The organism is Aeromonas piscicola (genome assembly GCF_000820005.1).
Taxonomy (GTDB): domain Bacteria; phylum Pseudomonadota; class Gammaproteobacteria; order Enterobacterales; family Aeromonadaceae; genus Aeromonas; species Aeromonas piscicola.
On record NZ_CDBL01000086.1, the window covers coordinates 1 to 24,724 of the forward strand.

Sequence of the window (24,724 nt, forward strand, 5' to 3'; positions counted from 1 at the left end):
TTTGGTACATTGCGGGACAAAAAATTCAACACCTCGGTATTGGACTCATGCAACAATACCTTGCTGGTTTGTGATGAGCCTGAATTTTTGGAGATATTCAAACAGGGTGCTGATCTTCTGCGATATACAGTTATTGAGTTTGACCGCAATGACCTCAACATACTACGACAGCCCCGTAATGGTAATGCAATGCTGCAAGCATCGGTGTTGTTGGCGGATAAATATCGCAGTATGATCGATTATCCGATTAGCGATAGTGAGCATGATAATTGGTTGCATGCGATGTTTGCAGATTGGTTGGTGAACTATGGACGAACAACTAACCTGCCACAACCTGATTTGGGTGAATACATAAAAGAGACAAGCGAGCTGAGTAAGGGAACTAACGCTCATTATGTATACCCAAAAACAGAAAATGACCGACGGACATTCCTTATAGCGGCGGACTTAGGCTGGCAATGGACGACGACAGGTTGGTATGCGTTGCCAGGTCAAAGCATAAGCTTGACTAGAAATGACGCTAGCCAGGACATCGATGTTGAAATTAAACTCAACTACCATCAACCGCGCACGAATAAGGCTTTTGAAGATAGGCTATATACTGGGCCATTGGAGCTCATGACACAGCGTATAAAGCTGTTACCTGGGAAAACTGTGGTTTTTTCGAGCCCTTATGGTGGTCCAATTTACCTTGGGGCAAATGCTCAACATGAGCCAAAGAACGTGGATGTATCAGCAGTGGGTATTGCAAAGCACCCGTCAGTTCCCAACGGTGCAAATGATGCTGAATTTGATGAATTCGTCAAGTTATTTGAAGAAACGGAGATCCCGCATGTCGACATCGATAACGGTAACACCCAATTACATATGCGCAAGGACCGCTTTATTGACGCAGATAATTTTACTGCTGATGCAGTGATAAAAATAGCTAGAGCAGTGAACGATGATTTGATTAACCCGATGTACACGTTGGGGGGGTTCGCTATAAAAGGAAAAACATTAACAGAGTCGTTGCCATCGGATGTACTCTCTGTATGTACTGATATATTTGGTAACGCCGACTGTGTTGATGAGATATTACACGACAGGTCGAAAATTCAACACGGTACTTTCGATCAACATGCTACGGCGGGCACCGGAGCGTCTGGTAATCCATTTACTGCGTCTTGGGTTTTTGACCCTATCGGCTGGGGCGAGGCTCATGAGATAGGTCATAATTTGCAAATAAATAAATTTGGAGCAAATTATGTTGATACGTTGAATGCTGACCAATGGCCGGCCTATACTTACCGAGCGACAGAGAATTCAAATAACATTTTCCCTTATTGGGTTAAATGGCGAGCTCATTACATAAATAACGAAAACGCCCCACTTATTGACGATGGACACATGAACAGCAAAAACCTTTTTTTTGCTTTTATGTCTGATGTGGCCAAGCTAAAAAATAGCGCGGGAGAACGTGTGGTTTTGGATCAAGACTGCAGACTCCTTAATCCAGGAGAGAGCCGTTATGAAGCTGGCTGGAAGGCCGGTGACAATTCAGCAAAAAATGACTATCGAATGATATTTTATATACAGATGGCATTGCGAGCTGACCGAATGAAAATGCGCAATGGTACAATATTGACAAATGGTTTCCACCTGTTTACGCTGCTGTACGAGCACAGCAGAATATTTGATAAATATGCAGACAATGAAGCGGAGTGGGCCGCCAATCGGGATAAGCTGGGCTTTAGTCTTTTCCCATATTCAGGGCATGCAGTTTATGGTGGCAATCAAATCAAGGATATTCCAGGGAATGACTTCATGCTAGTCGCGTTAAGCCAATTGACCGGCTATGACTGGAGAAGTCACTTCGATTTGGTTGGTTTACATTATAGCAGTCTGGCTGTTGAACAGGTTGCAGTTAATACTACCAAGGGTGCACTGCCAATGGGTATGTATATGCTGGATTGGGATATGCCTCCTGCAAATATGACGGCGGGATTAACATTCCTTCCCTTGTCGTTTTCGGATAATACGACAGTCTGGCGGGATGGTTCGTCACCAACTCAGTGCGCCCAATAAATCAGGCATAACGAATTAGCTATTGAAAAACATGGCGCTATAGTGCCATGTTTTTTTAACATTCAATTTCACATCGATGCATGCCGAGGGATTGTTGTGAGCGGTCTTTTCGCTGTGGTGCTACGTATATCGTGATGTTAGAGCATTATGCTTGGTAGAAAAATTCCTTGTCGTGCCTTCTGTGAGAACATTAACACGTTCGATATCACAGATATTGATGAGACAGCATGTCAGGACCTGCAGGAAACGCCTCTTTTTTGTGCATGGTGGAATGATTTTTTTAGAGTAAAAATAATGAATGAGCATAAATCCCTACCCTTTAAATCAATTTACCCCAATGATGTGTCCACCTTGATAACCCAAATCAACAGACTGAATTATGATTTTTTGGTTCTGACTTTTTTACGTTCTCTCTGTAACAAAATTGGTTTTGATTATTTTCGGCTCGCCATGTTTTCACCAACCTCGATACAGCGCCCTGATGCTCGGATCTACAATGGTTGCCCTTCTGTTTGGGTAAAAAAGTATCTGATGTGTGGGTATGTCAGAACTGACCCCGTGCTTCGAACCGGAATGCGGCAGACTACGCCAATTTTATGGGCGCAGATCCTTTCGCAGTGCCAAGATACACAGGATAAAGCCGGTTTGGCAGTGATGTTGGATGCCAGTGATGCGGGTCTTAAAGACGGTATAACAATTCCTTGGCATGGCGTAACAGGACACCTTGGGTTGTTGTCGTTCTCCACTCGTTCAACGCACTTACGTTCTGAGTGGTTGACGGTAGCCCCAATCCTGTTGTATTTGGAAAATTACATGTTTGAAGCTATCGTTCGAATCATATCATCCGAATTACCGCCCAAGCCACTCGTCAGTAAACGGGAGCTGGAAGTTTGTCATTGGGCCGCAGAAGGAAAGCAGACGGACGATATCGCAAAAATTTTGGGAGTTTCTGCACGAACAGTGACTCATCATTTTTGTCGTATTGTTGAAAAATTGGATACAACTAATAGGAATCAGGCGATGTTCAGGGTACTCAAGCACGGGTTGGTACAACTCAACATTAGCGCATCCAAGGTGAAGTTTATTGACGAGGAATGACAGGGTTACTGCCAAGGTACTGAGCGTGGAGCTCATGTTTCGTATGGTGGTTTGTTGCCGATTATGGCAGTAAAAGGCCACGGTATTGTCAATCACTCTATTTGTCATGCCTCCCTGTTGCCTCTTTCCTAGGAGGATGTATCTTCATGCGTAGGGCTCCACAGTGGTCAAGCTGAGACAGAAGATGCCTTTGTGGGAGGGGCTAGCCCTAGAGTTACGCAACATACTGGCATCTGCAGACTATTAAGGGGGTCACACGTGACCTTTTTAGCTGACTAATATCGGAATTATCTATGGTTACTTACGACTATTTATTTGATGAAAAAATAACCTTTTCGCCTCATAGGTTCACAATTTCCGCTGCACACCGCGCAATCAAGTTTAGCGAAAAGGAAACCATGGTGTTGCTGGCGTTATGTCGCGCGCATCCAGCCGTCGTCACCCGCCAAGCATTGATTAAAGATATATGGTCCGATGCTAACGGAGCAGATCGCAATTTAAATAAATGTGTGTTGCTTATTCGCCGAAAATTAGAGTCGCTGGGAGCTCCGCTTGACTCAATAGATACAGTACCAAGAGTCGGTTATCTCATGGCGTTGTCTCTGACCGCACTCCCAGTCGAAACCGATAGCTACACTCCTTCGGCATTGGAGGCAAACGACACTCAGCAGGCGACCAGGTTTTATCCGCTCAAAAAAATGCGACTTATGTCTATGTTGGTTGCCATGATATGTGCCGTATCGATTGGTATATGGTGGTATCTGCAGGCAACAACATTACTCCCTGTTGCGTCCACTAGTGGCTCGGTCGGAAAATTGTTTTATACTCAGGATATGAATGCCAAGCTCAGCCAGGAGCTTGTCAAATTATTGGATAAAAAAATCACACTAGGTCTTGAAAAAGGAGGGCGTTATTATAGTTTGATATCACCTCGTGCAATTTCAATTGTTTTAGTGACAAATAAAGGACAAAAAAATGAGGTCGTACTATACCGCCATAAAGATGACGATTTATCAATTCAATTGAGTTGTGCAGTAAAAAATGCACTTGAACATAGTATGAGAAAGTCAAATAACACACGGAAAATATTTAACAGTGCATATGAGGGGGTTGAGGTTCTTTTTTTTAATAGTTGCGTGGTTGCTGACGGCTTCGTTGTCAGTGTCCTCCAGGTTGCAAATCGTTCAACCGAGCAGGTTGTTCAGCGCTATGTTATTTCCGATCAAAAATATAACCCCGTGATATCTTTTTCTAGAGCGGCGATTATATCCATGGATAAACATGGTTCGGTGACATTTGATTATTCCAGGACAGCGGTTAACTTGAGGCTGAACGCAGGCACTGCGCATTCGGCTACAATAAACCAGATCATTTTTGACATAACACCTGCCGTGATGAGGCAAACATCGCTGAACTATGAAGATGGAGTTTACTATACAGACCTTCTTGGTGGGGCGCTCTATTACACCGAATGAAAAATCAGGTCATTTTTTATCTACCGTATGACCGACAGGCCCCTTTGTTGCCTATATTTGCGCAACAAAAAGGAGTCAATCGAAAGCAAATGGTGGCTCATCTCCATGGCCTTTAAGTCAGCATCATGGGCAAGCCGTTTCTCCCAGTGCTGACGGGTTTAAATTCAACCAGCAACTGTCACGGTTCTAGGCTATGAACGTTGGCGCTGCTGAGGTGAAAGAGATGGCTCTGCCAAACCCTCGCCCAAATAGACCAGACGAAGATGGCTACGATAGTTGCCGTTAAGGACTTTGTAGAATTGCACCATCATATAGAGCCCCCCACCTGGTGTTTAGCCATGTCCGTCTATCGGGAGAGGGGCTATGACGTTTAGGGTGCTAGCGGGTCTGGGTATTGTTGCGAAGCTGACGGTGTAATTGTCGTTTAACGCCCGGAGGGAAGGGTTGGCTGGGCGAAAAATTGCCACATCGGGCTCCGCTCCCGGTTTCGTTAGGATGGTGGCGTTACCAAAAAAGTTCACATGCAATGAGATACAAGGTAATACTTGATACGAGGCAATACTTCACGAGTGGGTGTGGTTTTGCTCCTGACAACCCAAGCCAAGGAGGGCTTATGAAACTTACGGTCAGTGTATTTTTTTTGCTGTGCCTCAGTGTGCCACCCATTGTCCAAGCCGGTGCCGGCCAGACGTATGGAACGCATGGACGCGTAACGTTCGTTGGGCGCGTGGTTGAGGGGGGCTGCCATCTCAATTCGCAAGCGACAGATGTGTTGCTGGTTTGCCCTTCCGGCACACAACATTCGACATTACCCCTACTCGCTGAACTCGCTGCTAAACGGCAAGACGTAAAAAATATCGAGTATTACTGGATTAACAGGAAAAAAAATCAAGCTGTCGTAACGATAAAATATAACTGAACAACAACCAAACAAACCAGAGTCAGGGGGGGGGCGGAACAGGACAAAGGACAATGTTGCCCCCCTAATTTCACGACAAAGAGGCCGAAACCAGTAACTGCGTGTATCGAAGTATCGCTAGCTCGTCATGAGACAAGTGATCGCCGATGATATCCGTCAGACAAATTCGATGTCCCTCTTTCGTATCACCAACGATGACTCTTTTTTGTGACACGATTTTTTTACTGTACCGCACACAGCTTGTCGCCCCTGACGCGCTATCAGCTGACAGCTTTCGGTGATGTTATTGACGTAACCGGTACCCAGCCTGTGCTGCAGTGGTTTGTGCAATGTTGGCCGCCATTCGCATCATGGACATTTTCTAAGAATATTTTTACCGCCACATATCGCGGGTCTGCCATCGAGTGTAGCTTGCGCCAGGCTCAATAATTTTTGCCCCCCCCCGAGTCGATACTCGGGGCTGCGCCCTCTTTGGATGGCTGACGATAGGACATCCTCACCTGTCAGGCTCGTTTGTTGGTACTGCGCAGGCCCGGTGTGCACAGGGGCACACTCGTTGACACAAATAAATGGGTTGTTGAGTCGCCCTTTAGCCAGTTGCAGGGATGGACTGAAAATTCCCTTTTGTATCAGTAAGGTGCAGGCAGTCTGCCGATACAGCTGATTGCAATATCCCATGGCGTCACCTCAACCCTGGCGGCGAGAGGGTCATGGTAAATTAGATACTTATTGTATTGGTGCCATTCGGCGGTAGGCGAGTACCTGGCTCATCATGCTGCGGTGCTCAGGTAGCCGTCCTTTGAGTTAGTTCTGTCACTTGGATTTAGGTAACAAGGTTGCTATTTCCTGTGGTCCAGATTTTTGTACGTACTACCAGTGGCTCACATTAACGTCGCGATGCACAAAAATAGAACAGATGCAAATCAGCATATTGGATTGAATTTTGAATTTTTCTGATTTTGATGCGCCATGCCAAGCCTCATTTGGAATGCTCTTGTTTTCATTTTTCGAACACCAATGACAGTGATTTTGATTGGAGCCCCTTAAAAGTAATTGATAAATAAGGGGTTATGTTGACACAACTCGCAATTTCAAAAAAACAAAAGCATCGCTAAACTCTAACTCTATGCATGTTCTAACCATGGGCTCAACAAACTGAGCTCTTCAATGCATATCGTCCGATTGGACCCATTTCATCCACCCTTCAATACTTTGATGACATGCCCCCTGTAACACTCAGGGGCCAGTTGAGTGATGTAACTCGTGAACATTCCCGATCGCATTCGTCTTGCTGCAGAGCCCGGAGTTATTCGGGTTTTTCGCACTGACGACAACACCGTCATTTTTTATGACCAAACCCTCTACCGCTGGCTCTCATTAGGGGGGGGCGTTCGGGGGAAAAGCAGGGCAGGTAAATGCGAGGGTCACCATTATGTGTGGGCCTCTCTGCCTGAAACGGTGTTTGTGCGCATGGCTGAGAGCGGCAAATACGGCAAATGGACCCGGACCTTCTGGGGTTATGAGTCGCGTGTAGATTGTCGGCATAATCCGGCTTACGCTTTCATTTATGCGGTTACGGAGCAAGATGCAAACCGCTCACGACCCATACCTTTGCAATAAGGTATTTTGTTTGGAGAGCCAATGGTGAGCATATCGGAGATGGTGTTGTGGACAAGACCTATCCGGGGGGGGCTACACCGAGCCGTCAGGATCATGGTAGCAGCAGTTGTACTCTGGATAGGGTTAACAACCATCACTATGGGTGACACTCAAGAGGCCACTGCACAGCGAAATTTTGCATTCCTGAGCTATGAAAAGACGCCCGGCGTGTTGCATATGACGCTGGTGTCTCCAAGCACTCATGGAAATGTTCTCTTGGCCTCTGGCCAACGTGTAACAAAACTCAGTGGTGCGGTGTTTGAAGGACTGTTTTCGTTGGTCGTACCCGTGTCCTGTGAGCAGTTGCAACAACCGAGTCAATTGATATGGCAAGCCCGTGATTTACCTCCGATAATAGCCACGATCCCAGCCCAAACATGTACGCCAGACAAACCAGTACAGCCGCCAGTCCAAATATTTTTTGAAAAAAATGTATGCTGGATTGATACGCAGGGCAATACCCTATGGCGTGCTGGGGTGGAGCTTGGCAAGCTCAACAATGCCACCGTATACCAAAATATGTACGGCCTGTACCTGCTTAATCGCTCGTCTTTTCGTGGCGAGGACATTACTCGGTTGCATGCTCGCCGTTTGGCGTGTCCAACCGACCAAATCCTCCAAGAACTCGATCCCGTGCATGTAAAGCAGCTCTTCAAAGATGCGTTGGAATTTAGCAAGCAGGGTAAGGCACAGTGACCAATGGTCTTCGAATGACTAACATAGTAGGTGGAAAAATGGCTAAAACCACGAGAAAAAAAACGTCCATTCTGGGTACTTGCTTGGTTGTTGCCTCGTTGATGTCCGTTGGCCTCACCATTTTCTATTTCGATTTCATTCGTAGCCTGCAACACAAGACTGATTATGCAGCGCAGCAAACAGTGGGCATGCTGGATCAGGTATTCCACTATGCGGTGCTGACGAATAAGGCAATGATCAACAATGTGGGTGGTCAATGCCGGTCGCTTCTCCCACGTTTACGAGAAGAGGCGGCGCTTGGCCCCTTTCTTCGAACAATAAGCCTCGCACACAAAGGCAATCTGTATTGTTCGTCTTTGTTTGGCGAGACAGCGGCAAATGATGACCCAACGTTATATGTTGACGGTACGCTGCTCTTGATGCCGGAAAATCAGGTTCGACGGCAAAGGCCATTGGTTGTAGTTCGATTGGCTCAGGGTGATAACGCAGTGTTGAGTGCTGTCGACGGATTGTACATCGAGATGGTGCTACGCATTGCTCGCGCCAACTCTGACATCCGCTTTCGCGTCGGCTCTAACGAGTTAAATGATTCGGGTACCTTTCAGCACGCGCCCTCTGCAACAAACGCATTCATTTTTTCCAGCTTGCGCTCGGAACAGCTTCCCTATTCAGTCGATGCAGAAGTGTCTTATAAAGACGCCTGGGCACAATTTCAGCACGAATACATGATGCTCGGATGGTGTTTGCTCGGCCTGTCCTTTTTCGCCGGCATTTTTTACTATCGAACAAAAAATAGACCTGTATCACAACAAGAAGACCTTGCTCGTGGTTTAAGAAATCATGAATTTATTCCGTTTTTTCAGCCGCAGGTTGATGGGGTAACGAAGCGAGTTATTGGGGCTGAGGTGTTAATGCGCTGGCAACACCCTTGGGAGGGGCTTGTTCGCCCAGATTTGTTTATCCCTCAGGCTGAAGAAAGTGGTCTGATTATAGAGATGACAAGTGCTCTTTTTGCTGATGTCGCAAAATATTTTCATTCCTCACACGCCCTTTTCGGCCCAGGATTTCATATCAGCCTGAACATAACTGCCGGGCACCTTGAAAATGATATCTTATTAGCGGACTGCCAAGCTCTGAACTCGCTTTGCAAGTTGCATCAATGGAAATTGGTCCTGGAGTTGACAGAACGAAGCGTATTGAACAACTCCCCTGACGTAGCCAACAGACTGAAGACACTAGCAGCAATGGGGGTCAAATTTGCATTAGATGATTTTGGTACTGGTCATTCCAGCCTGACAACGTTGCAAGATTTTAACTTTCAAATCATCAAAATTGACCAATCGTTTGTAAGTCGCATAGGTGATGAGCCGGGCTCTCAACATATTGTGGATAGTGTGATTGCTTTGGCTAAAAAAATGGATATGACGCTGGTTGCTGAAGGGGTAGAAACTGGCGAACAAGCGCAGTATTTGGCTGACAGCGGTGTTGAACTGTTGCAGGGCTATCTCTTCGGTGCGCCCGCGTCCCCTCAGGCGTTTCTGAGTTTTATCGAAAGGCAGCATTTGGTTTAGCTGTTGAGAAATTGAAACGTCAATTACTGAAGGGCTTGTCCTGCTGGATGAGCAAATTACATTGGGGGCTGCGATGATGCGCGGCCCCTAATTTTTTCCGAAAGGGTAATGCAGGTGCTACATCTGTCCTTTTTTGGGGCGTTCAGACTGATTTGTCCCGAGCTGTTTGGGCACTCTGTCGCCGACAAGTACACCGACTATTCCACTCAGCCCTGCATGTCATTCTGCCGCCGGGGAGCTATTGTCAAATCTGGTGTATGGCGTCGGTCAGGCGGCACTCCTGTCTGACTCCTCCAGCACCTTTACTCCGTCCTTGAATTTCACGTTGTTCGCTACCAACGTCAGCAGCGCAAATCCCTTGAGTCGCTTCCACTTCTTCTGTGCCACTTCAAGCAGCTTGTAAACCATCGCCAGCGTGGTCTCCCGAGAGCCGCAGTTCCGCGCTCTTTTGCTTCGTAGCCTGACCGTCGAAAACGTCGACTCTATCGGGTTCGTCGTCCGGATATGCACCCAGTGCTCCGCCGGAAAATCATAGTACGCCAGCAGCTCCTCCCGGTCTTTCGTCAGCTTCTCCACCGCCTTCGGGTACTTCGCTTCAAACCGCACCAAGATCCGTTCAAACGCCGTGTGCGCTTCATCCCTTGTCTCAGCCATCCAGATTTCATGCAGCGCATCCTTGACCTTGGGATGCACTGATTTGGGCAAGGCTGCCAGCACGTTCGCGGTCTTGTGCACCCAGCACCGTTGATGGACCGTGTCCGGGTAGCACTTGGCCAGTGCTCGCCAAAAACCCAGGGCGCCATCACCGACGGCAAGCTTGGGGCCCTTGTCCAGCCCTCTGGCGCGCAGCCCCATCAAGAGCTCTGTCCAGCTGGACTCAGACTCCCTCAGGCCATCCTCGACCGCCACCAGTTCCTTATGGCCATGCTCTGTCACGCCGATGATCACCAGCAAGCAACGCCGGTCACCCATACGCACGTTGCTGTATATCCCGTCAGCCCAACAGTACACATACCGCTTCTGGCTCAGGTCCCGCTGGCTCCACTCCCGATGCTCATCACTCCAGTGCTGTTTCAGGCGACTGATGGTATTGGCCGACAACCCCTTGGCCTTGTCACCGAGCAACGCGCCCAGCGCCTCCTGATAGTCCCCAGTGGAAATCCCCCGCAGGTACAGCCAGGGCAGCAGTTCTTCGATGTTGCTGGAACGCTTGAGATAGGGCGGTAGCAGCGAGCTGTTGAAACAGATCCCTGAGCCACTTCTGTCGCGCACCTTGGGCACTTTAATCTTGACATCGCCGATCCCGGTCTGGATGGTGCATTCAGGCAAAAAGCCGTTGCGCACCACAGCTTGGCGGCCATCGGGGAGCTTGCGCTGAGCGTGGTGCTCGAGCAGGGCTTTGAGCTCTGCTTCCACTGCTTGGGCAATCAGGTCTCTGGCGCCTGCGCGCAGCAGGTCCGTGAGCGGATCTGTTGATTCGGTCTCTGGTGGTGGCAGGACTCTGAGGGTAGAATTGGTCATGGCGTATCACCTCTGTTGATTGAGATTCTTCGCGGGAATCAATCAGCAGGATACGCCACCTTCTCTATCTCCCCCATACACCAGAAATCACCATAACTCGCCGCTGGGCTACAAACTTTGTTCAAGATGGGCCACTCGCAATGCGAGATGGAAGGATAAGTGCGGCAGCGTGCTCTGTCCCACTACCTGAATGTGCATTTATTTGTCAACGCCGATCGAAAACTGATCCAGTGGGTCATTTTTACATCGGCGGTGACATTTATTGCCCAGCGCGAGCCCTGGCGCAACCCTTCCGGGCTTTCTAGCGTGGCGAAGTCAGCGCACCTCCGGCGCCGATGACACCTAGCCCTTTCCTTACACCTCTTTTCCTCTGCTTCCTCGGACCTCGACTTATCAACAATGTAACGTCGCCGCCTAAACTTGCCTGGCCGGTTTATTGGTGGGAATCCATTCGCTGCCACCTTGACTGAATCGCCCTCTTTTTCCTTGCCATCCACATCACCCTGTCAATGCGTCGTTCAAGCTTGCCTTCGACAAATGAGCCCTTTCGCAGACAAAACGTTTCTTCGTGGGGATGGACTGACTGCTTGACGGGGCATTTTTTCCAGCTACTGGGGGGCTGGAGCATGTCACAGCGAAAAGTTAACAGGGGCCAAGCAATTGCAATTTGTTGTTCTGGCTCCTTACGAGGCTCGGTTAGATGGTTGAATGGATGGGGCAGGTTAACCCCTTACTTATAGCGTCGAGCGACCCCACGGCGATATGAGTTAGTCAATTGATTATAAAGGGATTATCTTCTCCTCTTTTTGCCTTTTTACAAATTTTGCCTCGACGTTGATTATGCATCTCGAAATGACGCAGTGTCGGCTTGCTTCACTTTTGCTAGCCCCACTACCCAAATTGAGCGTCTATTTGTCGAGGTAGCAGGCGAGCGTCACCTTGCAAATTGGCTGTCATGTGTTGGGCTAGCAGCGACGTTGCATTTTCATCGTGCAATGCCACGAGTGAAGGCTGGGCTTACGTAGCTGCGTTGTTTTGAACATTGGATAGCTGGCTGTGGTAGTGGGGAAAAACTCCGTAGTTACTTACCAGAGCATTACCAGAGCAAACCAGACGTCCAGACGTAGTGCAGGTCGGGGAGTAAACGTCCTGTCGATAAATGCACATTCACACTTGTTATTATTTATTGGATTCAATTGGTCTTTATCATGAAAAAATCTTTCGCAATGTCCGTGTTGGCCGCCGCTGTTCTGATGACCAGCGCCACCTCTGCTTTTGCTGCTGGCGATACCGGTATCGTTAACTTCAAGGGGTCTGTGATTGATACTCCTTGCTACCTCGCAACTGCTAGCGAAGAGCAAACTGTTGACCTGGGTGTGGTATCTACCGGTCAGCTTGATGCTGAAGGTGAAGGTACTGCCAAGCCGTTCAATGTCCAGCTGCTGGGTTGCAACACTGCAACTCTGAAAACTGTAGCGTTTGAATTCCATGGTCAGTCTGGTGACGCTACTGACACCGCCTTGCTAACCGGTGGTGAAGCGAAAGGTATCGCTGTAGCCATGATGAAAGACGGCGCTCCTATCAAGCTGGGTGAAGCCATCGCTGATATCGATTTGCAAGACGGCACCAACGACATCGGCTTCGAAGCCAAAGTTGTTAAGGGTGTAGATGATGTGGTTCCGGGTGACTATACCGCCACTACTGACTTCAAGCTGACTTACAACTAATAAATCATTGGTTATTTGTGAGGCAGTAATAGTAAGCCGGCAAATTGCCGGCTTTTCTAAAATGCAGTCAAAGTGGTGAGTGTTAAAAAATGAAATTAAGTTACCTTTATCGCACCGTCGTTATTGCGTGCGCGTTGTTGCGTGGATATCCTGCGATGGCGGTCGAATTTAACTATGATTTGCTAAGTGTTGAAGATCGCGATGTGGCCAATCTTGCTAATTTTGCAGAACCTGGTCACCTTGTGCCTGGCAAGTATATGATGAAGGTAAAACTTAATAACATTGAAATAAATGAGCAGTATGTAACGATTAAGGATGGTTCACAGGCTTGTGTTTCACCCGAGTTGATTGAAAAGTTTGCTTTTAAAAAAGACGTTATCAAGTCACTGGCTTGGCAACAAGATGGCTGCTTGGATTTTGACAGTGTGCCCGGGGTTGTGGTTAAAATTGACTCGGCATCCTTAATGTTAAGTATTTCTCTGCCCCAGGCTTATCTGGAATACCAAAGTGAAAGTTGGGACCCACCCTCTCGTTGGGATGATGGTATTAATGGGGTGCTGCTGGATTACAATCTACAAGCGCAACACACGATTATTCATGGCAGTGATGATACGTCGACCAATTACAGTGGGTACGGCGTTATTGGGGCCAATATTTCCTCATGGCGTCTGCGCGCTGACTGGAATGCCTCGCGCAATGATTATTCTTATGGCGACGCTAAATCTAGCTCGCATGATATGTCCATCAACAGGGTCTATGCCTATAAAGCGCTGCGTGACTTATCCGCTAATTTGACGGTTGGTGAGACATCGCTTGGTTCTCAGGTCATTGATGGCTTTTCGTTCACTGGCATGAAAGTTGAGTCCAATGACAACATGCTGCCACCGGCCCTTCGTGGTTACTCACCTGAAGTTGTTGGTGTGGCAAGAACCAACGCTCGGGTAGAAATCAGGCAGGATGGTCGAGTCTTGTATTCCACCCAGGTGGCTCAAGGTCCGTTCCGTATCCAGGATATCCCGAACTCTGTTTCGGGCACTCTGGATGTGCGCGTTGAGGAGCAAGACGGCACTGTACAGACATTTCAGGTGGCCACCGCCAACATCCCTTATCTGACCCGACCGGGTGCTGTTCGCTATAATGTTGCGGTGGGTCGGCCATCGGGGACAAAACACAGCGTTGATGGACCCAGTTTCGCCAGTGGTGAATTTTCGTGGGGTGTAAACAACGGTTGGTCTCTGTTGGGGGGGGCTATTGCCAGTAACGATTATGCAGCTCTGGCGCTGGGTTTTGGTCGAGATTTGCTTGATTTCGGTGCGATATCATTTGATACCACCACGTCCAGGGCTGTCCTTCCTGATGGGGATACTAAGATAGGTAATTCCTATCGCACCAACTATTCCAAGCGCTTTGACGAACTCGATAGCCAGGTATCGTTTGCGGGTTACCGATTTTCAGACCGAAACTACATGAACATGAATGATTTTATTCATGCAACGGACGACTCCTCGCTCGACAGCACAGAACAAGCTGGTTATCACAAAAGTAAGGGGATGTACAATATAACGTTGAGCAAACAGTTCCGGGACCTGCAAGTCGGCGCTTATCTGAGCTTTACTCACCAGACATACTGGGATTCCGATGAATCACAGTCTCGATATAATTTTTCATTATCTCGTAGCTTTAGTGCTTTTGGCGTTGATGGTTTGAATCTGTCTGCGAACGTTTTTCGGACTAGCCAAGATGGCACCAATGATGACGGCATGTACTTATCGCTGTCCGTACCACTCGGAAGTGGTCGTGGTAACGTGAGTTACAGCAATAGCTTTGGTAATGGCTCTCCCAGCCATAACGTGTCCTATTCGAATTATTCAGACTCGGACAGCTACTCGTTGACCGCGGGCACAAACAGCTCAGGGGAGAGCATCAGTGGCTACTACACTCACAACGGTGAATATGCGTCAACCTCGGTAAACGCCAGTCATCAATCTTCTACCTCAGCTGTTGGTATGAGTGTCAGCGGGGGCTTCACGGCCACTGCCGAGGGGGCTGGATTCCACAAAACCAGCTCCATGGGGAACGCGCGAATTTTGGTTGATACGGATGGTGTGGCTGATGTGCCGGTTCGTGGTTATGGCCCTGCGACCCGCAGTAACATGTTGGGGTCTGCGGTCATGACTGATGTGGGCACGTACCAACGCTCTCAGATAAGCGTGGATGTGACCACGCTGGATGACGACGTAGATGTTGCGAATAACACCATGCAGACGAGTACGCTGACCGAGGGGGCCATTGGCTACAAGCACTTTGACATACTGTCCGGTATCAAGCGTATGGCAACCGTTCAATTGCAGGATGGTTCCTTCCCGCCATTTGGCTCTAATGTTATCAGTGCCAAGCAGGTCAATCAGGGGATTGTCGGCGAAAACGGACTGACCTATATAGCTGGTATCAAGGCGGGTGAGCAAATGACTGTCCGTTGGAGTAACCAGGACAGCTGCGTGGCGACCTTCCCTGAAACACTACCAGCAGATGACGAAATGTTGACAGTGCGCTGCCAGTAATGATGACGGCACTTACATTAAAAGATGTGTTGAAAAACCATAAAGCATTTAAAGGTGATGTTATGAAATGTAATTTTATGCTCAATAGTCTTGTACTGGCAGTCAGTTTAATGACGAGCGTAACGAGTCACGCTGCAGTCTCCCTTGACCGTACACGGGTCATCTTTGATGGCGGGAAAAAGTCGATGACGGTGACGGTACACAACTACCACAAGACTCTGCCATTTTTAGCGCAAAGCTGGATTGAGGATGCCAAAGGCGCCAAGGTTACCGACCCATTGGTGGTGGTTCCCCCTATCCAGCGCATTGAGGCATCCCAGGACAGTGCATTGAAAATTCAATCTCTGCCTTCCGTTTCCAAGCTCCCCCAAGACCGGGAAACGCTGTTTTGGTTCAACGTACGTGAAATTCCACCACGCAGTGAAAGCGCCAACGTGCTGCAGTTGGCCGCACAGACAAAAATCAAAATGTTCTATCGCCCAGCAGCCCTTCAGCTGGATGCAAAAGGTAACGACTCGAAATTTCAACGTAAGGTGGAGCTGAGAAAGTCACCCGATAATAAGTTTGCGCTGAAAAACACATCGGCTTATTACGTTACGGTTGTAGCGGGTACCGATGGTGCAAAGGGAGCGTCGCTGGATGGCTTTGATGTCGTCATGCTTGCTCCGTTCGAAGATGTGACTTTGCCTGTGAAAGCATCAAGCAAAAAACCGGTGTTCACCTACGTCGATGATTACGGCGCGCAACGTGAATTGGCGTATGCGTGTGACGGTGGTGTTCAGTGCACTCTGCAGGATAAGTAACATGTCTATCAAAAGCGGTTGTGACACGATGACCAGAACGCAATCGATGCTGAAATTGACCGCCAAAACGCTTATTGGCGGCTGTATCGCCTCGCTGTTGGTCGTATCGCATCAAGTTGCCGCATACAGCGATACCTTCAAAATCAACATCACGCACACAATCGTCGAGGTCCCCTGTTTCGTGGTACCTGCAGATGAAAACTTGAGCGTTGATTTTGGGACTATTGAGCGGAATACCCTAATGACCGACGGTCACACTAACTCGGTTGGGTTCAAATTCAATGTCGACTGCTCTGGTTCGGCGGCAAATAATGTATCAGTAAAATTGACTGGCATCGCCGATAGCAATGACCCTGAGCTATTGGCGTTGTCTGCCGGCAGTGACGCCAAAGGCATTGCCATTGCGCTGGAGGGGCCAGATGGAAAGGCGATGCCTTTGAATGAATTTTTGGCGCCCAAAGCTATTGATGACGTTGATATGGAGTTTTCATTTTCGGCATATGTTAAACGCGTAAATAACAGTGCCGTTAATGTCGGTCCCTTTACGGCGATGGCCAGCCTTGTGATGAAATTTGACTGATTAGGCGATGGCGTGTCTTGATGCGGCCTGGGTTGACGCCTGGCATCGCGCGTTCGTTTGGTTGTGCACCTCCAGGCGCAACCACCCAGCGAACTCGGATATTTGGCATTTGCGATTTCATTGGGCGAAAAATGAGCGAGCGTTGCTTCTCCAGTGCGCAACAGGCCAATACCGATTAAGTCCGATGCAGGTTATTGCTGGCCACGCCATGTGGTCCGCACAAGATGCACTGGTGTTGAAGTGGGTGGCCTTGTTGGTGTCAGGTCTGTTGCCCGACCATCATCGCTGTGAGCACGGAAAAGGCCGCGGTATTTTTTATTCCCGCCGCCGGCTGTCTCAGGCGTTGGTCGAACACGATTACGCATTTGCCTTGCGTACTGACATACGAGGGTACTACCAACATATTAAACGTGACCAGGTAATGAGCATCGTGTCCGCTCATGTCCCGTCACCCGTGTTGCGAAGTCTGATAGCGCAATACCTGCATTATAGTGTTGAAGACGGGGGCGAGTTTCACACGCCTGAAATGGGTATCGGCCGCGGCTGCGCGCTGAGCCCTCTGATTGGCAGTGCCTTGCTTTACCATGTTGATGAACATTTTTGCCGTGTGGACGACATCTACTACGCTCGTTACATGGATGATTTTATTATTTTAACGCGAACACGCTGGCGGTTACGTCAGCTCGTCCGCGAGCTCAACGTGTTTTTATCCAAGGGGGGATTTAGTCAACACCCCGACAAGACCTGGATAGGACGTTTGTCTCGTGGATTTGACTGGTTGGGGGGATGGTGGACGCAGCAAGGGCTCGTCGGCGTGTCCCCCCGTTCTCTAGAACTACATCGCGTTCGATGCCTGCGGCTTTATGAGCAAGGGTTGAGGTTGGGTTTGTCCGCATCGGAAAACGCAACTCGCCTGCAGCAGTATCGGACGCGGTGGAATAAAATAATGGGATGAACCCAATGAACCCTGTAACAACCCATGCAACAAACCCCACACTGGGGGGAGTAGTTGCACTCGCCGCCACCCTCCTGTGCATGCCGGCGGCCGCCGCCGGAACCCAAACGTTCCCAGTCTTCACGAACAGTGAGTGGACCGCCTCGACGACCCGCGACTGGACCGGGAGCGGGTCGGGCATCTGGATGACCGTGGTGCAACCGGTAGCCGGCAGCGGCACTGAAGCGACCATTGTCGCGACATTCCCTACTGGGACTAACTCCGGGCGCACCAACATGATCAACCAGACCATCTGGTCCTCCACGTACACCACTGAAACCACCAGCAAACTAGTAAAAACCGTCATCGATCGACACGCCTCTGACGCCGGCTATCTGCATACCTGCGACAACGCGTCCACCGGCAGCCCGTGCGGCCAAGTGTACGCGAACTTTCCTGTCAACCTCGGTCCCATTACCGACGGCTCTGAATCCAACTCGACCGAGGCTGTACGCTTGTACGAAAGGTGGCAAGAAGGGCAATGGGTACATTCCGCCACCCCATTGGCGTACAAGGTGTATACGGCTATCCCTCCCGCCCTCATAACCGGAGAACGGTGTATAGGCTTCGGTGACGCGGCGACTACCAACGCTTCAGTAGACACGCCACCCTTCACGCTTAGAGTGACGGAGCAAGGGACGGGGCCGCTCTCATCCCTCGTGACAAACTCGCACGGGAAAATCCAGTGCTTCGGTCCCCGCACCATACCCACAACGGTAGTCAATAGCTGCGCCTTCCGATCCTCAGTTTACACTACAAACACCAAACAAAACTATAACCGGAAACCGTCCGCCGTGACGACCACGAGCAACGTGATACTCGCCCTGGAATGCTCTGCATCAACCACCGTAAAAATCACGTCGTCCGCTGGCGGAAACGTCGTGGCGACTGCGACAGGAACCACACCCCTTGACGATATAACAGCCACCGCCTTTATCGACACTACACCCATCGATGAGACCCCGATCACACTCGACGCCGGTACCATGCGTGAGCTGCCCGTCGAACTCAAGGTCGCCAGCAACGCCGCGCACTCTGTAGGGAGAGTCGCGCTTACGGCGGCCGTGCTGACCATAACCGTCCAGTAACGGACCAAAGCGCGGGCGGGTCTACCCACCGTCCGCCCTTCGTGGCCGCACCTATGGCCAAGAACGCCACCGTAGCACGAAATCGCCCCGCCACAGGATGCTACCACGCAGCTGCTATCACGTGAGCAAGCACGCACCGCGACGCGATTGAACCTGTGTGGACGATTCGGGCACATTCGGGTGGCTCCGGCTAGTCGCGCCTAAACAATAATCGCCTGCACTAGGCCTGCGTCCTCAACCAGTAATCTACTGCCCTACTCGTCGACAGACCCCGCTGCGCAAACTTGCACCTCGCAAAAAACTCCGGTTGTCTGCGCGGGTGGAAGGTCGCAAAACACGGCGGCCCGAACAATTATAAGAGAAGAACGTTCACGCCCCAGAAACACATCTCTATACCATTGGCCGGCAGGCGTCAAACCACTCTGCCCGCAACGGGGGGATTACCTTGCCCGACTGCTGGGTTACCGACTTATGAGGTGTCCTGACAAGATCGGACAGTCCCGGATCAAGCAGCCTGAGTAGCTTTCCTATAACCATACCTAACTCCGCGGGGCTAACACTGACACGTCGCGAATGCCGACGTTGGCGGTTGTATAAAAATCTCCATGTATTCCTGAATCGCTGGCTTAGCTTCCGGACTCGTCTTGAATCTAAGGTGATGAACCAGACCACTGCAACAGAAGACCCCCAGAAGCAACTACCGGAGAATGTCGAAGCGGGACCCCCCCGTGACTCGGAGGCCTGCTCGCCAAACTGGACCTAGAGAGCCCGGATGGCCTTGGCCCGTACTAGCTTACCCGGTCTGTGTGATGGATGTTCACACAAGCGACCCCTGCTGCACAGCCCGAAACCGCGCCTGGCTGACCAACCGGTGGTCACCTCTCTCCCATCGCATAGCCCACAACTTCACAGGTAAACACATTCTTGAGGCCAGCAAGCAAAAGCCTGTCTTCGTCGGCGGCGATATAAGGTGATATCGCCGACCCAGACTGCGTTGGGCTTCGTCGGCGCAAAGGCGTGACCTGGGGGATTCTCCGCCACCGGCAGGGAATGAGAAGAATGGGTTGTCGCCTTGCACTTGCGCTTTAGTTTGCAAGACAACCCCATTTCGCGGTGCAATCTCCCAATCCGGTCCCGCCCGGCGTAAAATCCTTCGTCGGCCAACGCAGCTTGTAAACGCGCTGCGCCATAGGTCTGGCGCGTCTTGCTGTGGGCAGCCCTAATGGCGACGTTGAGTCGTGATCTTCTCGTTGGCGCTGTGACGGTGGACGCTGGCGCCAGTGGTAGAAGCCCGCACGAGAGACCTCCAGCACACGCCCAGATAACGAAAATGGGATAGAGGTCCTGCTGCTTGGCTATCCACGCGTACTTGGCAGTGACTCCTGAGCCAAGTTCGCGGCGGCCTTTTTATGATGTCGCGGTCCATGTTGGCTTGTGCGAGAGCTTCGCCTAGGCGCCTGTAAATCCAATTGTGTAACCGCCCACGAATAAGTAACTATACAAAAAGGATACCTTCGCGGGTAAGCAATGGACCAATACAAAACTCATCGCACTCGCCGCTGAGTTGGCAAAAGACATTCATCCTTAAAAAGATCTCGGCACCCTCACCCAACAGCTGATCAAGCTCACCGTCGAGACCGCGCTTAATGCAGAGATGGACGAGCATCCGGGCTACCAGAAACACGCCCCACAAGGCCGCGGGACCGGCAACAGTCGTAATAGCTATTCCACCCTGCGCCTAAAAGGGCAGCACGGGGAGGTCACCATCCAGGCCCCTCGTGACCGTAACTCGTCCTTCGAGCCTCAGTTTGTCCGCAAGGGCCAGTCCCGTCTGACCCAGATGGACGACCAGAGCCTCGCCCTCTACGCCAAGGGCTTGAGCACCCGGGATATCGTTGACGCGTTCTAAGAGATGTATGACGCCGACATCTCGGCGGGGCTGGTATCGAAGGTGACTGAACGCGTCATCGAGCAGCTCCACGAATGGCAAAACCGGCCGCTGGATCCGCACTACCATCGTCTATCTGGACTGCATTGTGCTGAAGATCCGCGAGAACCAGCGGGTGATTAACAAGTCGCTCTATCTGGCACTGGGCATCAATATGGAGTGTCACAAGGAGCTGTTGGGCCTGTGGCTGGCCGAGACCGAAGGGGCAAAGATCTGGCTGTCGGTCCTGACCGAGCTGAAGACCCGTGGCCTGGAAGACATCCTGATTGCGTGTGTGGATGGTCTCAAGGGCTTCCCTGATGCGATTGCTGTGGAGTATCCGCAGACCAAGATTCAACTGAGTATCGTCCACATGGTGCGCAACTCACTGCGCTATGTCTCCTGGGGGACTACAAGGCGGTGACGGCGGAGCTGAAGCAGATCTACCAGTCTGCGACGGAACGTGAGGCTCAGCAGGCGCTGGCGGCCTTCGGCGAGCGCTGGGATAGCCAGTACCCGCAGATAACGCGCTCCTGGCAGAGTAACTGGGCCAATCTGATCACGCTGTTCGATTATCCCCCCGCCATCCGGAAGGTGATTTACACCACCAATGCGATCGAGTCACTGAACAGCGTGCTGCGTAAAGCGACCAAGCAAAGGAAGCTCTTCCCGACCGACGACTCGGCGCTAAAAGTGGCGTTTCTCGCGATACAGCAGGCCTCCAAGAAATGGACCATGCCGATACAGAATTGGAAGCTTGCCCTAAATCGTTTTATTATCGAATTCGGTGATCGCCTGAACGGTCACCTGTAATGGAGTGGGCAGTTACACAGAATTAGCTTGTGCGAGAGCTTTGCGTAGCTGGGCCACCATCCTCCAGCTAGGCGACAGAACGCGCTCCGGGAATGACCGAGGTATCCTTTCCTCCTTTGGCTGCGACCACCCAGTTGCTCAGTGTGCCTTTGGCAATCCCAACCCTTCTGGCGGGTTCAGCTTGGCTAAGGCCTTGCTCCAACCCCAGTCGAACCGCCTCTGCCCGAAACTCTGGTGAATAGTGTTCTCTCGATTTCATTCAATACCCCCGATTGTCTCATCGTAACAATCGGGACTGTCTGTGAAAATCAGGATACCTCAGACTCTTGATCTCGTTGTAGGTCAGACACCTTTTTTCCAACATGCGGACGGCTAACACAACCCGTGGGCCACAAAAAAGCGTTGCAGAATGCGCAGCGACTGGCTTACCAGCTCTCGAGTGTTTGGGTTGTCGAATTCATCGGTGAGAAACTTGCTGAACGGGTAATGGATCGTTTCATCGTCGTGCAGAAGAAGGTTGTTACTCTTGGCACTAAATTGACGCATATAAATAACGAGTTTTATCTAATGTGAAACCTGATTATAACGTCAACAAAAAAAGACAAGCGCTTTCTGCATATTCTGGCCGATCATGAACACCGATTCCGGTTTAACGTGAACACCATTTCCGGACCAACGTGAACGCTCATTCCGGCTCAACCTGAACACTTTGCCCCTCCTTTCCGGAAACAGTGCTCAACATCCCGGAATTACCGTTCACACTCACCGGAATCATCCTTAACGCATTGATTTAATAACCTTTGATACGCTCTCCCTTTTGCCAGGGAAGAGCCTATGTCTGCCAAGAGGATTGCAATGCGTAAAATTCGTGAAGTGCTGCGACTGCGGCTGGAGGCTCAGCTCTCTTTTCGCCAGATCAGTATCTGTACCAAGATCAGTGTCGGCTTCATCCAGAAACTCCTCAAAAGTGCCCAGACGCTCGGCCTGACCTGGCCCTTACCTACCGAGCTTGATGATGGCCGACTGGCTGCCCTGCTCTATCCGCAGGCCGATACCACCATCTCGGCCCGCCATGTTGTACCGGATTGGGCCCTCTGTCCATCAGGAGCTCAAGCGTAAGGGGGTCTCCAAGCAACAGCTCTGGGAGGAGTACACCCAGCGCTATCCCAACAGCTGTTACAGCTACTCCCAGTTCTGCGACCGTTACAAGTCCTGGTGTCAGTTGCAAAAGCGCTCCATGCGCCAGATCCATAAGGCGGGGGAAAAGCTCTTTATCGACTACTGCGGGCCCACGGTGTCCATCGTCTCGCCGACTACGGGTGAGGTCCGTCAGGCCCAGATCTTTGTCGCCGTGCTTGGTGCGTCCAACTACACCTTTGCCGAGGCCACTTGGTCCCAGTCACTGCCGGACTGGCTGCAAAGCCATGTCCGTGCCTTTGAGTTTTTCGGTGGTACACCGGCACTACTGATCCCCGACAACCTCAAGAGCGGTGTCAGCAAGGCTTGCCGATACGATCCCGAGCTCAACCCCAGCTACCAGCAGTTGGCCGAGCATTATCAGGTGGCGGTGATGCCAGCGCGCCCTTACAAGCCCAAGGACAAAGCCAAGGCTGAGGTGGGTGTGCAGATCGTCGAGCGCTGGATCCTGGCCCGTCTACGCCATCAGACCTTCTTCTCGCTTGCCGAGCTCAACCAGTGCATCCGGGCTTTGTTAAATGAGCTCAACGAGCGCCCGTTCAAGCAACTGCCCGGTAACCGACGTGAAGCGTTTGAGCAGTTGGACCGCCCGGCACTGGGACCACTGCCGGTGCATCCCTATCGCTATGTCGCCATCAAAACGGTCAAGGTCAACATCGACTATCACGTCAGCTATGAGCAGCACCGCTACTCAGTGCCACACCAGTATGTGGGCCAGCAACTGGAGCTCCATGCTGGCGACACTTTGCTTCAGGTCTATCACCAGCAACAGCTGGTCGCGAGCCATCCGCGTAAAACCATCCCGGGGATGAGCACGATCCCGGAACACATGCCGGAACGCCACAGCAAGCAGCAACGCTGGACGCTAGGCCGTCTCAAGCAGTGGGCTGCTGATATCGGACCGGGCACCTTGTGCTGGGTTAGCGAACGGCTGGAAGAGAAAGCCCATGCCGAGCAGGCATACCGACTCTGCCTGGGGCTACTTAGTCTTAGCCGGGAGTATCCGCCATCACGGGTCGAGGCCTGCTGCCAGCTGGCTAATCGGGAAGGACTAGTGCGACTCAAACAGCTCAAGTCGGTGCTGACCAGTGGCCGCGACCAACTGCCCGCAAGCCCGCTGAGCTACCCAGAGTTACCGCAAGAGCACGAGAACATCCGTGGCCCCCAGAGCTTCCACTAAAGAGGATACGCCCCATGACCCAACAAACCCTGACCCGCCTGAGAAACCTGAAGCTGACCGGCATGGCGGATGCCGTGCAACAACAACTTGAACAGGCGAGTACCTACGAAGGGCAGCCCTTCATCGAGCGTCTAAGCCTGCTGGTCGAACACGAACAACTGAGCCGGGAGCAGCGTAAACAAGCTCGGCTGGTCAAGCAGGCAAGGCTCAAACTCCAGGCCACGGTGCAGGAGCTGGACTACCAGTCAGCACGCAACCTGGAGCGGTCACAGGTAGCAAATCTGGCCCAAGGAGAGTGGCTGCGCCGGGGCCAGAACCTGCTCATTACCGGCCCCTGTGGCTGTGGAAAAACCTACCTGGCTTGTGCGCTGGGCTACCAAGCCTGCCAGCAAGGGCATAGCACTCGTTACTACCGGCTGCCACGTCTGCTGCTTGAACTGAGCCAGGCCAAGGTAGATGGCAGTTACGCCAGACTGCTGGGTCAACTGGCAAGGATAGAGCTGCTGATCCTCGATGACTGGGGACTGGAAGCGGTGAATGCCGAGCAGCGCAACGCACTGCTGGAGATCATGGATGATCGGTATGGGAAATACTCGACGGTCGTGGTCAGTCAGCTGCCAACGGAAGAGTGGTACGCGAGCTTGGGGGACAACACCCTGGCAGATGCGATCCTGGACCGGCTGATGCACAACGCTCACCGGCTGTCACTGAAGGGAGAATCGATGAGAAAGAGGAGAAGTGAGTTGACCCAATCTGAACAGTCGAGTTAGAAACGGGATGACGTGAGCGCGTTAAGGATCAGGGTGTTCACGTTGGCCGGAATGGCTGTTCAACTTCGCCGGAATACG

At 51.0% G+C, this 24,724-nt stretch carries 14 protein-coding genes and 4 pseudogenes; 15 read left to right on the forward strand and 3 right to left on the reverse strand.

Annotated elements, in window-relative coordinates:
* The 6 genes from BN1128_RS22750 to BN1128_RS22775 all read left to right on the forward strand — a co-directional run.
* A partial coding sequence (locus BN1128_RS22750; protein ID WP_042873179.1) for an ImpA family metalloprotease occupies positions 1-2,067 on the forward strand: 2,067 nt, incomplete at its 5' end.
* Positions 2,068-2,214: 147 nt separating this feature from the next.
* Positions 2,215-3,165, forward strand: coding sequence for a LuxR family transcriptional regulator (locus BN1128_RS22755; RefSeq protein ID WP_244464655.1), 951 nt, complete (start codon positions 2,215-2,217; stop codon positions 3,163-3,165).
* 293 nt (positions 3,166-3,458) lie between these two features.
* Positions 3,459-4,640 carry a winged helix-turn-helix domain-containing protein gene (locus tag BN1128_RS22760; RefSeq protein WP_082030519.1) on the forward strand — a complete coding sequence of 394 codons (1,182 nt, stop codon included), beginning with the start codon at positions 3,459-3,461 and terminating at the stop codon, positions 4,638-4,640.
* A 613-nt stretch (positions 4,641-5,253) separates the two neighbouring features.
* A complete protein-coding gene (locus BN1128_RS22765; RefSeq protein WP_042873188.1) occupies positions 5,254-5,559 on the forward strand; it encodes a hypothetical protein in 306 nt (101 codons plus the stop codon).
* A gap of 1,713 nt (positions 5,560-7,272) precedes the next feature.
* Positions 7,273-7,914: a hypothetical protein gene (locus BN1128_RS22770; RefSeq protein WP_156140645.1), complete on the forward strand. Its 642-nt coding sequence runs from the start codon at positions 7,273-7,275 to the stop codon at positions 7,912-7,914.
* 38 nt (positions 7,915-7,952) lie between these two features.
* Positions 7,953-9,485, forward strand: coding sequence for an EAL domain-containing protein (locus BN1128_RS22775; RefSeq protein WP_167335829.1), 1,533 nt, complete (start codon positions 7,953-7,955; stop codon positions 9,483-9,485).
* Between the two features lie 267 nt (positions 9,486-9,752).
* Here the strand turns inward: BN1128_RS22775 and BN1128_RS22780 are convergent, their stop codons facing one another.
* On the reverse strand, positions 9,753-11,006 hold the full coding sequence (locus BN1128_RS22780; RefSeq protein ID WP_042873192.1) for an IS256 family transposase: 1,254 nt from the start codon (positions 11,004-11,006) through the stop codon (positions 9,753-9,755).
* A gap of 1,208 nt (positions 11,007-12,214) precedes the next feature.
* Between BN1128_RS22780 and BN1128_RS22785 the strand changes: the two genes are divergently transcribed.
* The 6 genes from BN1128_RS22785 to BN1128_RS22810 all read left to right on the forward strand — a co-directional run bounded on the left by BN1128_RS22785 (position 12,215) and on the right by BN1128_RS22810 (position 18,759).
* Positions 12,215-12,733, forward strand: coding sequence for a fimbrial protein (locus BN1128_RS22785; RefSeq protein WP_042873304.1), 519 nt, complete (start codon positions 12,215-12,217; stop codon positions 12,731-12,733).
* Between the two features lie 89 nt (positions 12,734-12,822).
* Positions 12,823-15,294, forward strand: coding sequence for a fimbria/pilus outer membrane usher protein (locus tag BN1128_RS22790; RefSeq protein WP_082030521.1), 2,472 nt, complete (start codon positions 12,823-12,825; stop codon positions 15,292-15,294).
* Entirely contained in the window at positions 15,294-16,097 is an 804-nt protein-coding gene (locus BN1128_RS22795) for a fimbria/pilus periplasmic chaperone (protein ID WP_052445557.1), read from the forward strand. The genes BN1128_RS22790 and BN1128_RS22795 overlap by 1 nt, the downstream gene beginning before the upstream one ends.
* 1 nt (position 16,098) lies before the next feature.
* Positions 16,099-16,677 (forward strand): fimbrial protein, encoded by a 579-nt coding sequence (locus BN1128_RS22800; protein ID WP_052445558.1) that lies wholly within the window; start codon positions 16,099-16,101, stop codon positions 16,675-16,677.
* A 184-nt stretch (positions 16,678-16,861) separates the two neighbouring features.
* A complete protein-coding gene (locus BN1128_RS22805) occupies positions 16,862-17,632 on the forward strand; it encodes a reverse transcriptase domain-containing protein (protein ID WP_209428611.1) in 771 nt (256 codons plus the stop codon).
* A 5-nt stretch (positions 17,633-17,637) separates the two neighbouring features.
* The gene (locus BN1128_RS22810) at positions 17,638-18,759 is read left to right on the forward strand and encodes a hypothetical protein (protein ID WP_156140647.1); all 1,122 of its coding nucleotides are present in this window, start codon (positions 17,638-17,640) and stop codon (positions 18,757-18,759) included.
* A 543-nt stretch (positions 18,760-19,302) separates the two neighbouring features.
* On the opposite strand, the pseudogene BN1128_RS25030 reads toward BN1128_RS22810, so the two are convergent.
* Positions 19,303-20,215 (reverse strand): annotated as a pseudogene (locus BN1128_RS25030) (IS3 family transposase); the annotation flags it as partial.
* Positions 20,216-20,305: 90 nt separating this feature from the next.
* Here BN1128_RS25030 and BN1128_RS22815 point away from each other — a divergent pair.
* Positions 20,306-21,499, forward strand: a pseudogene (locus BN1128_RS22815) (IS256 family transposase).
* 21 nt (positions 21,500-21,520) lie between these two features.
* On the opposite strand, the pseudogene BN1128_RS25035 reads toward BN1128_RS22815, so the two are convergent.
* Positions 21,521-21,758 (reverse strand): annotated as a pseudogene (locus BN1128_RS25035) (transposase); the annotation flags it as partial.
* Positions 21,759-22,333: 575 nt separating this feature from the next.
* Between BN1128_RS25035 and istA the strand changes: the two are divergent.
* A pseudogene (gene istA, locus BN1128_RS22825) lies at positions 22,334-23,876 on the forward strand (IS21 family transposase).
* A gap of 14 nt (positions 23,877-23,890) precedes the next feature.
* Positions 23,891-24,646 (forward strand): IS21-like element ISAs29 family helper ATPase IstB, encoded by a 756-nt coding sequence (istB, locus tag BN1128_RS22830; protein WP_042873208.1) that lies wholly within the window; start codon positions 23,891-23,893, stop codon positions 24,644-24,646.
* Positions 24,647-24,724 lie beyond the last annotated feature (78 nt).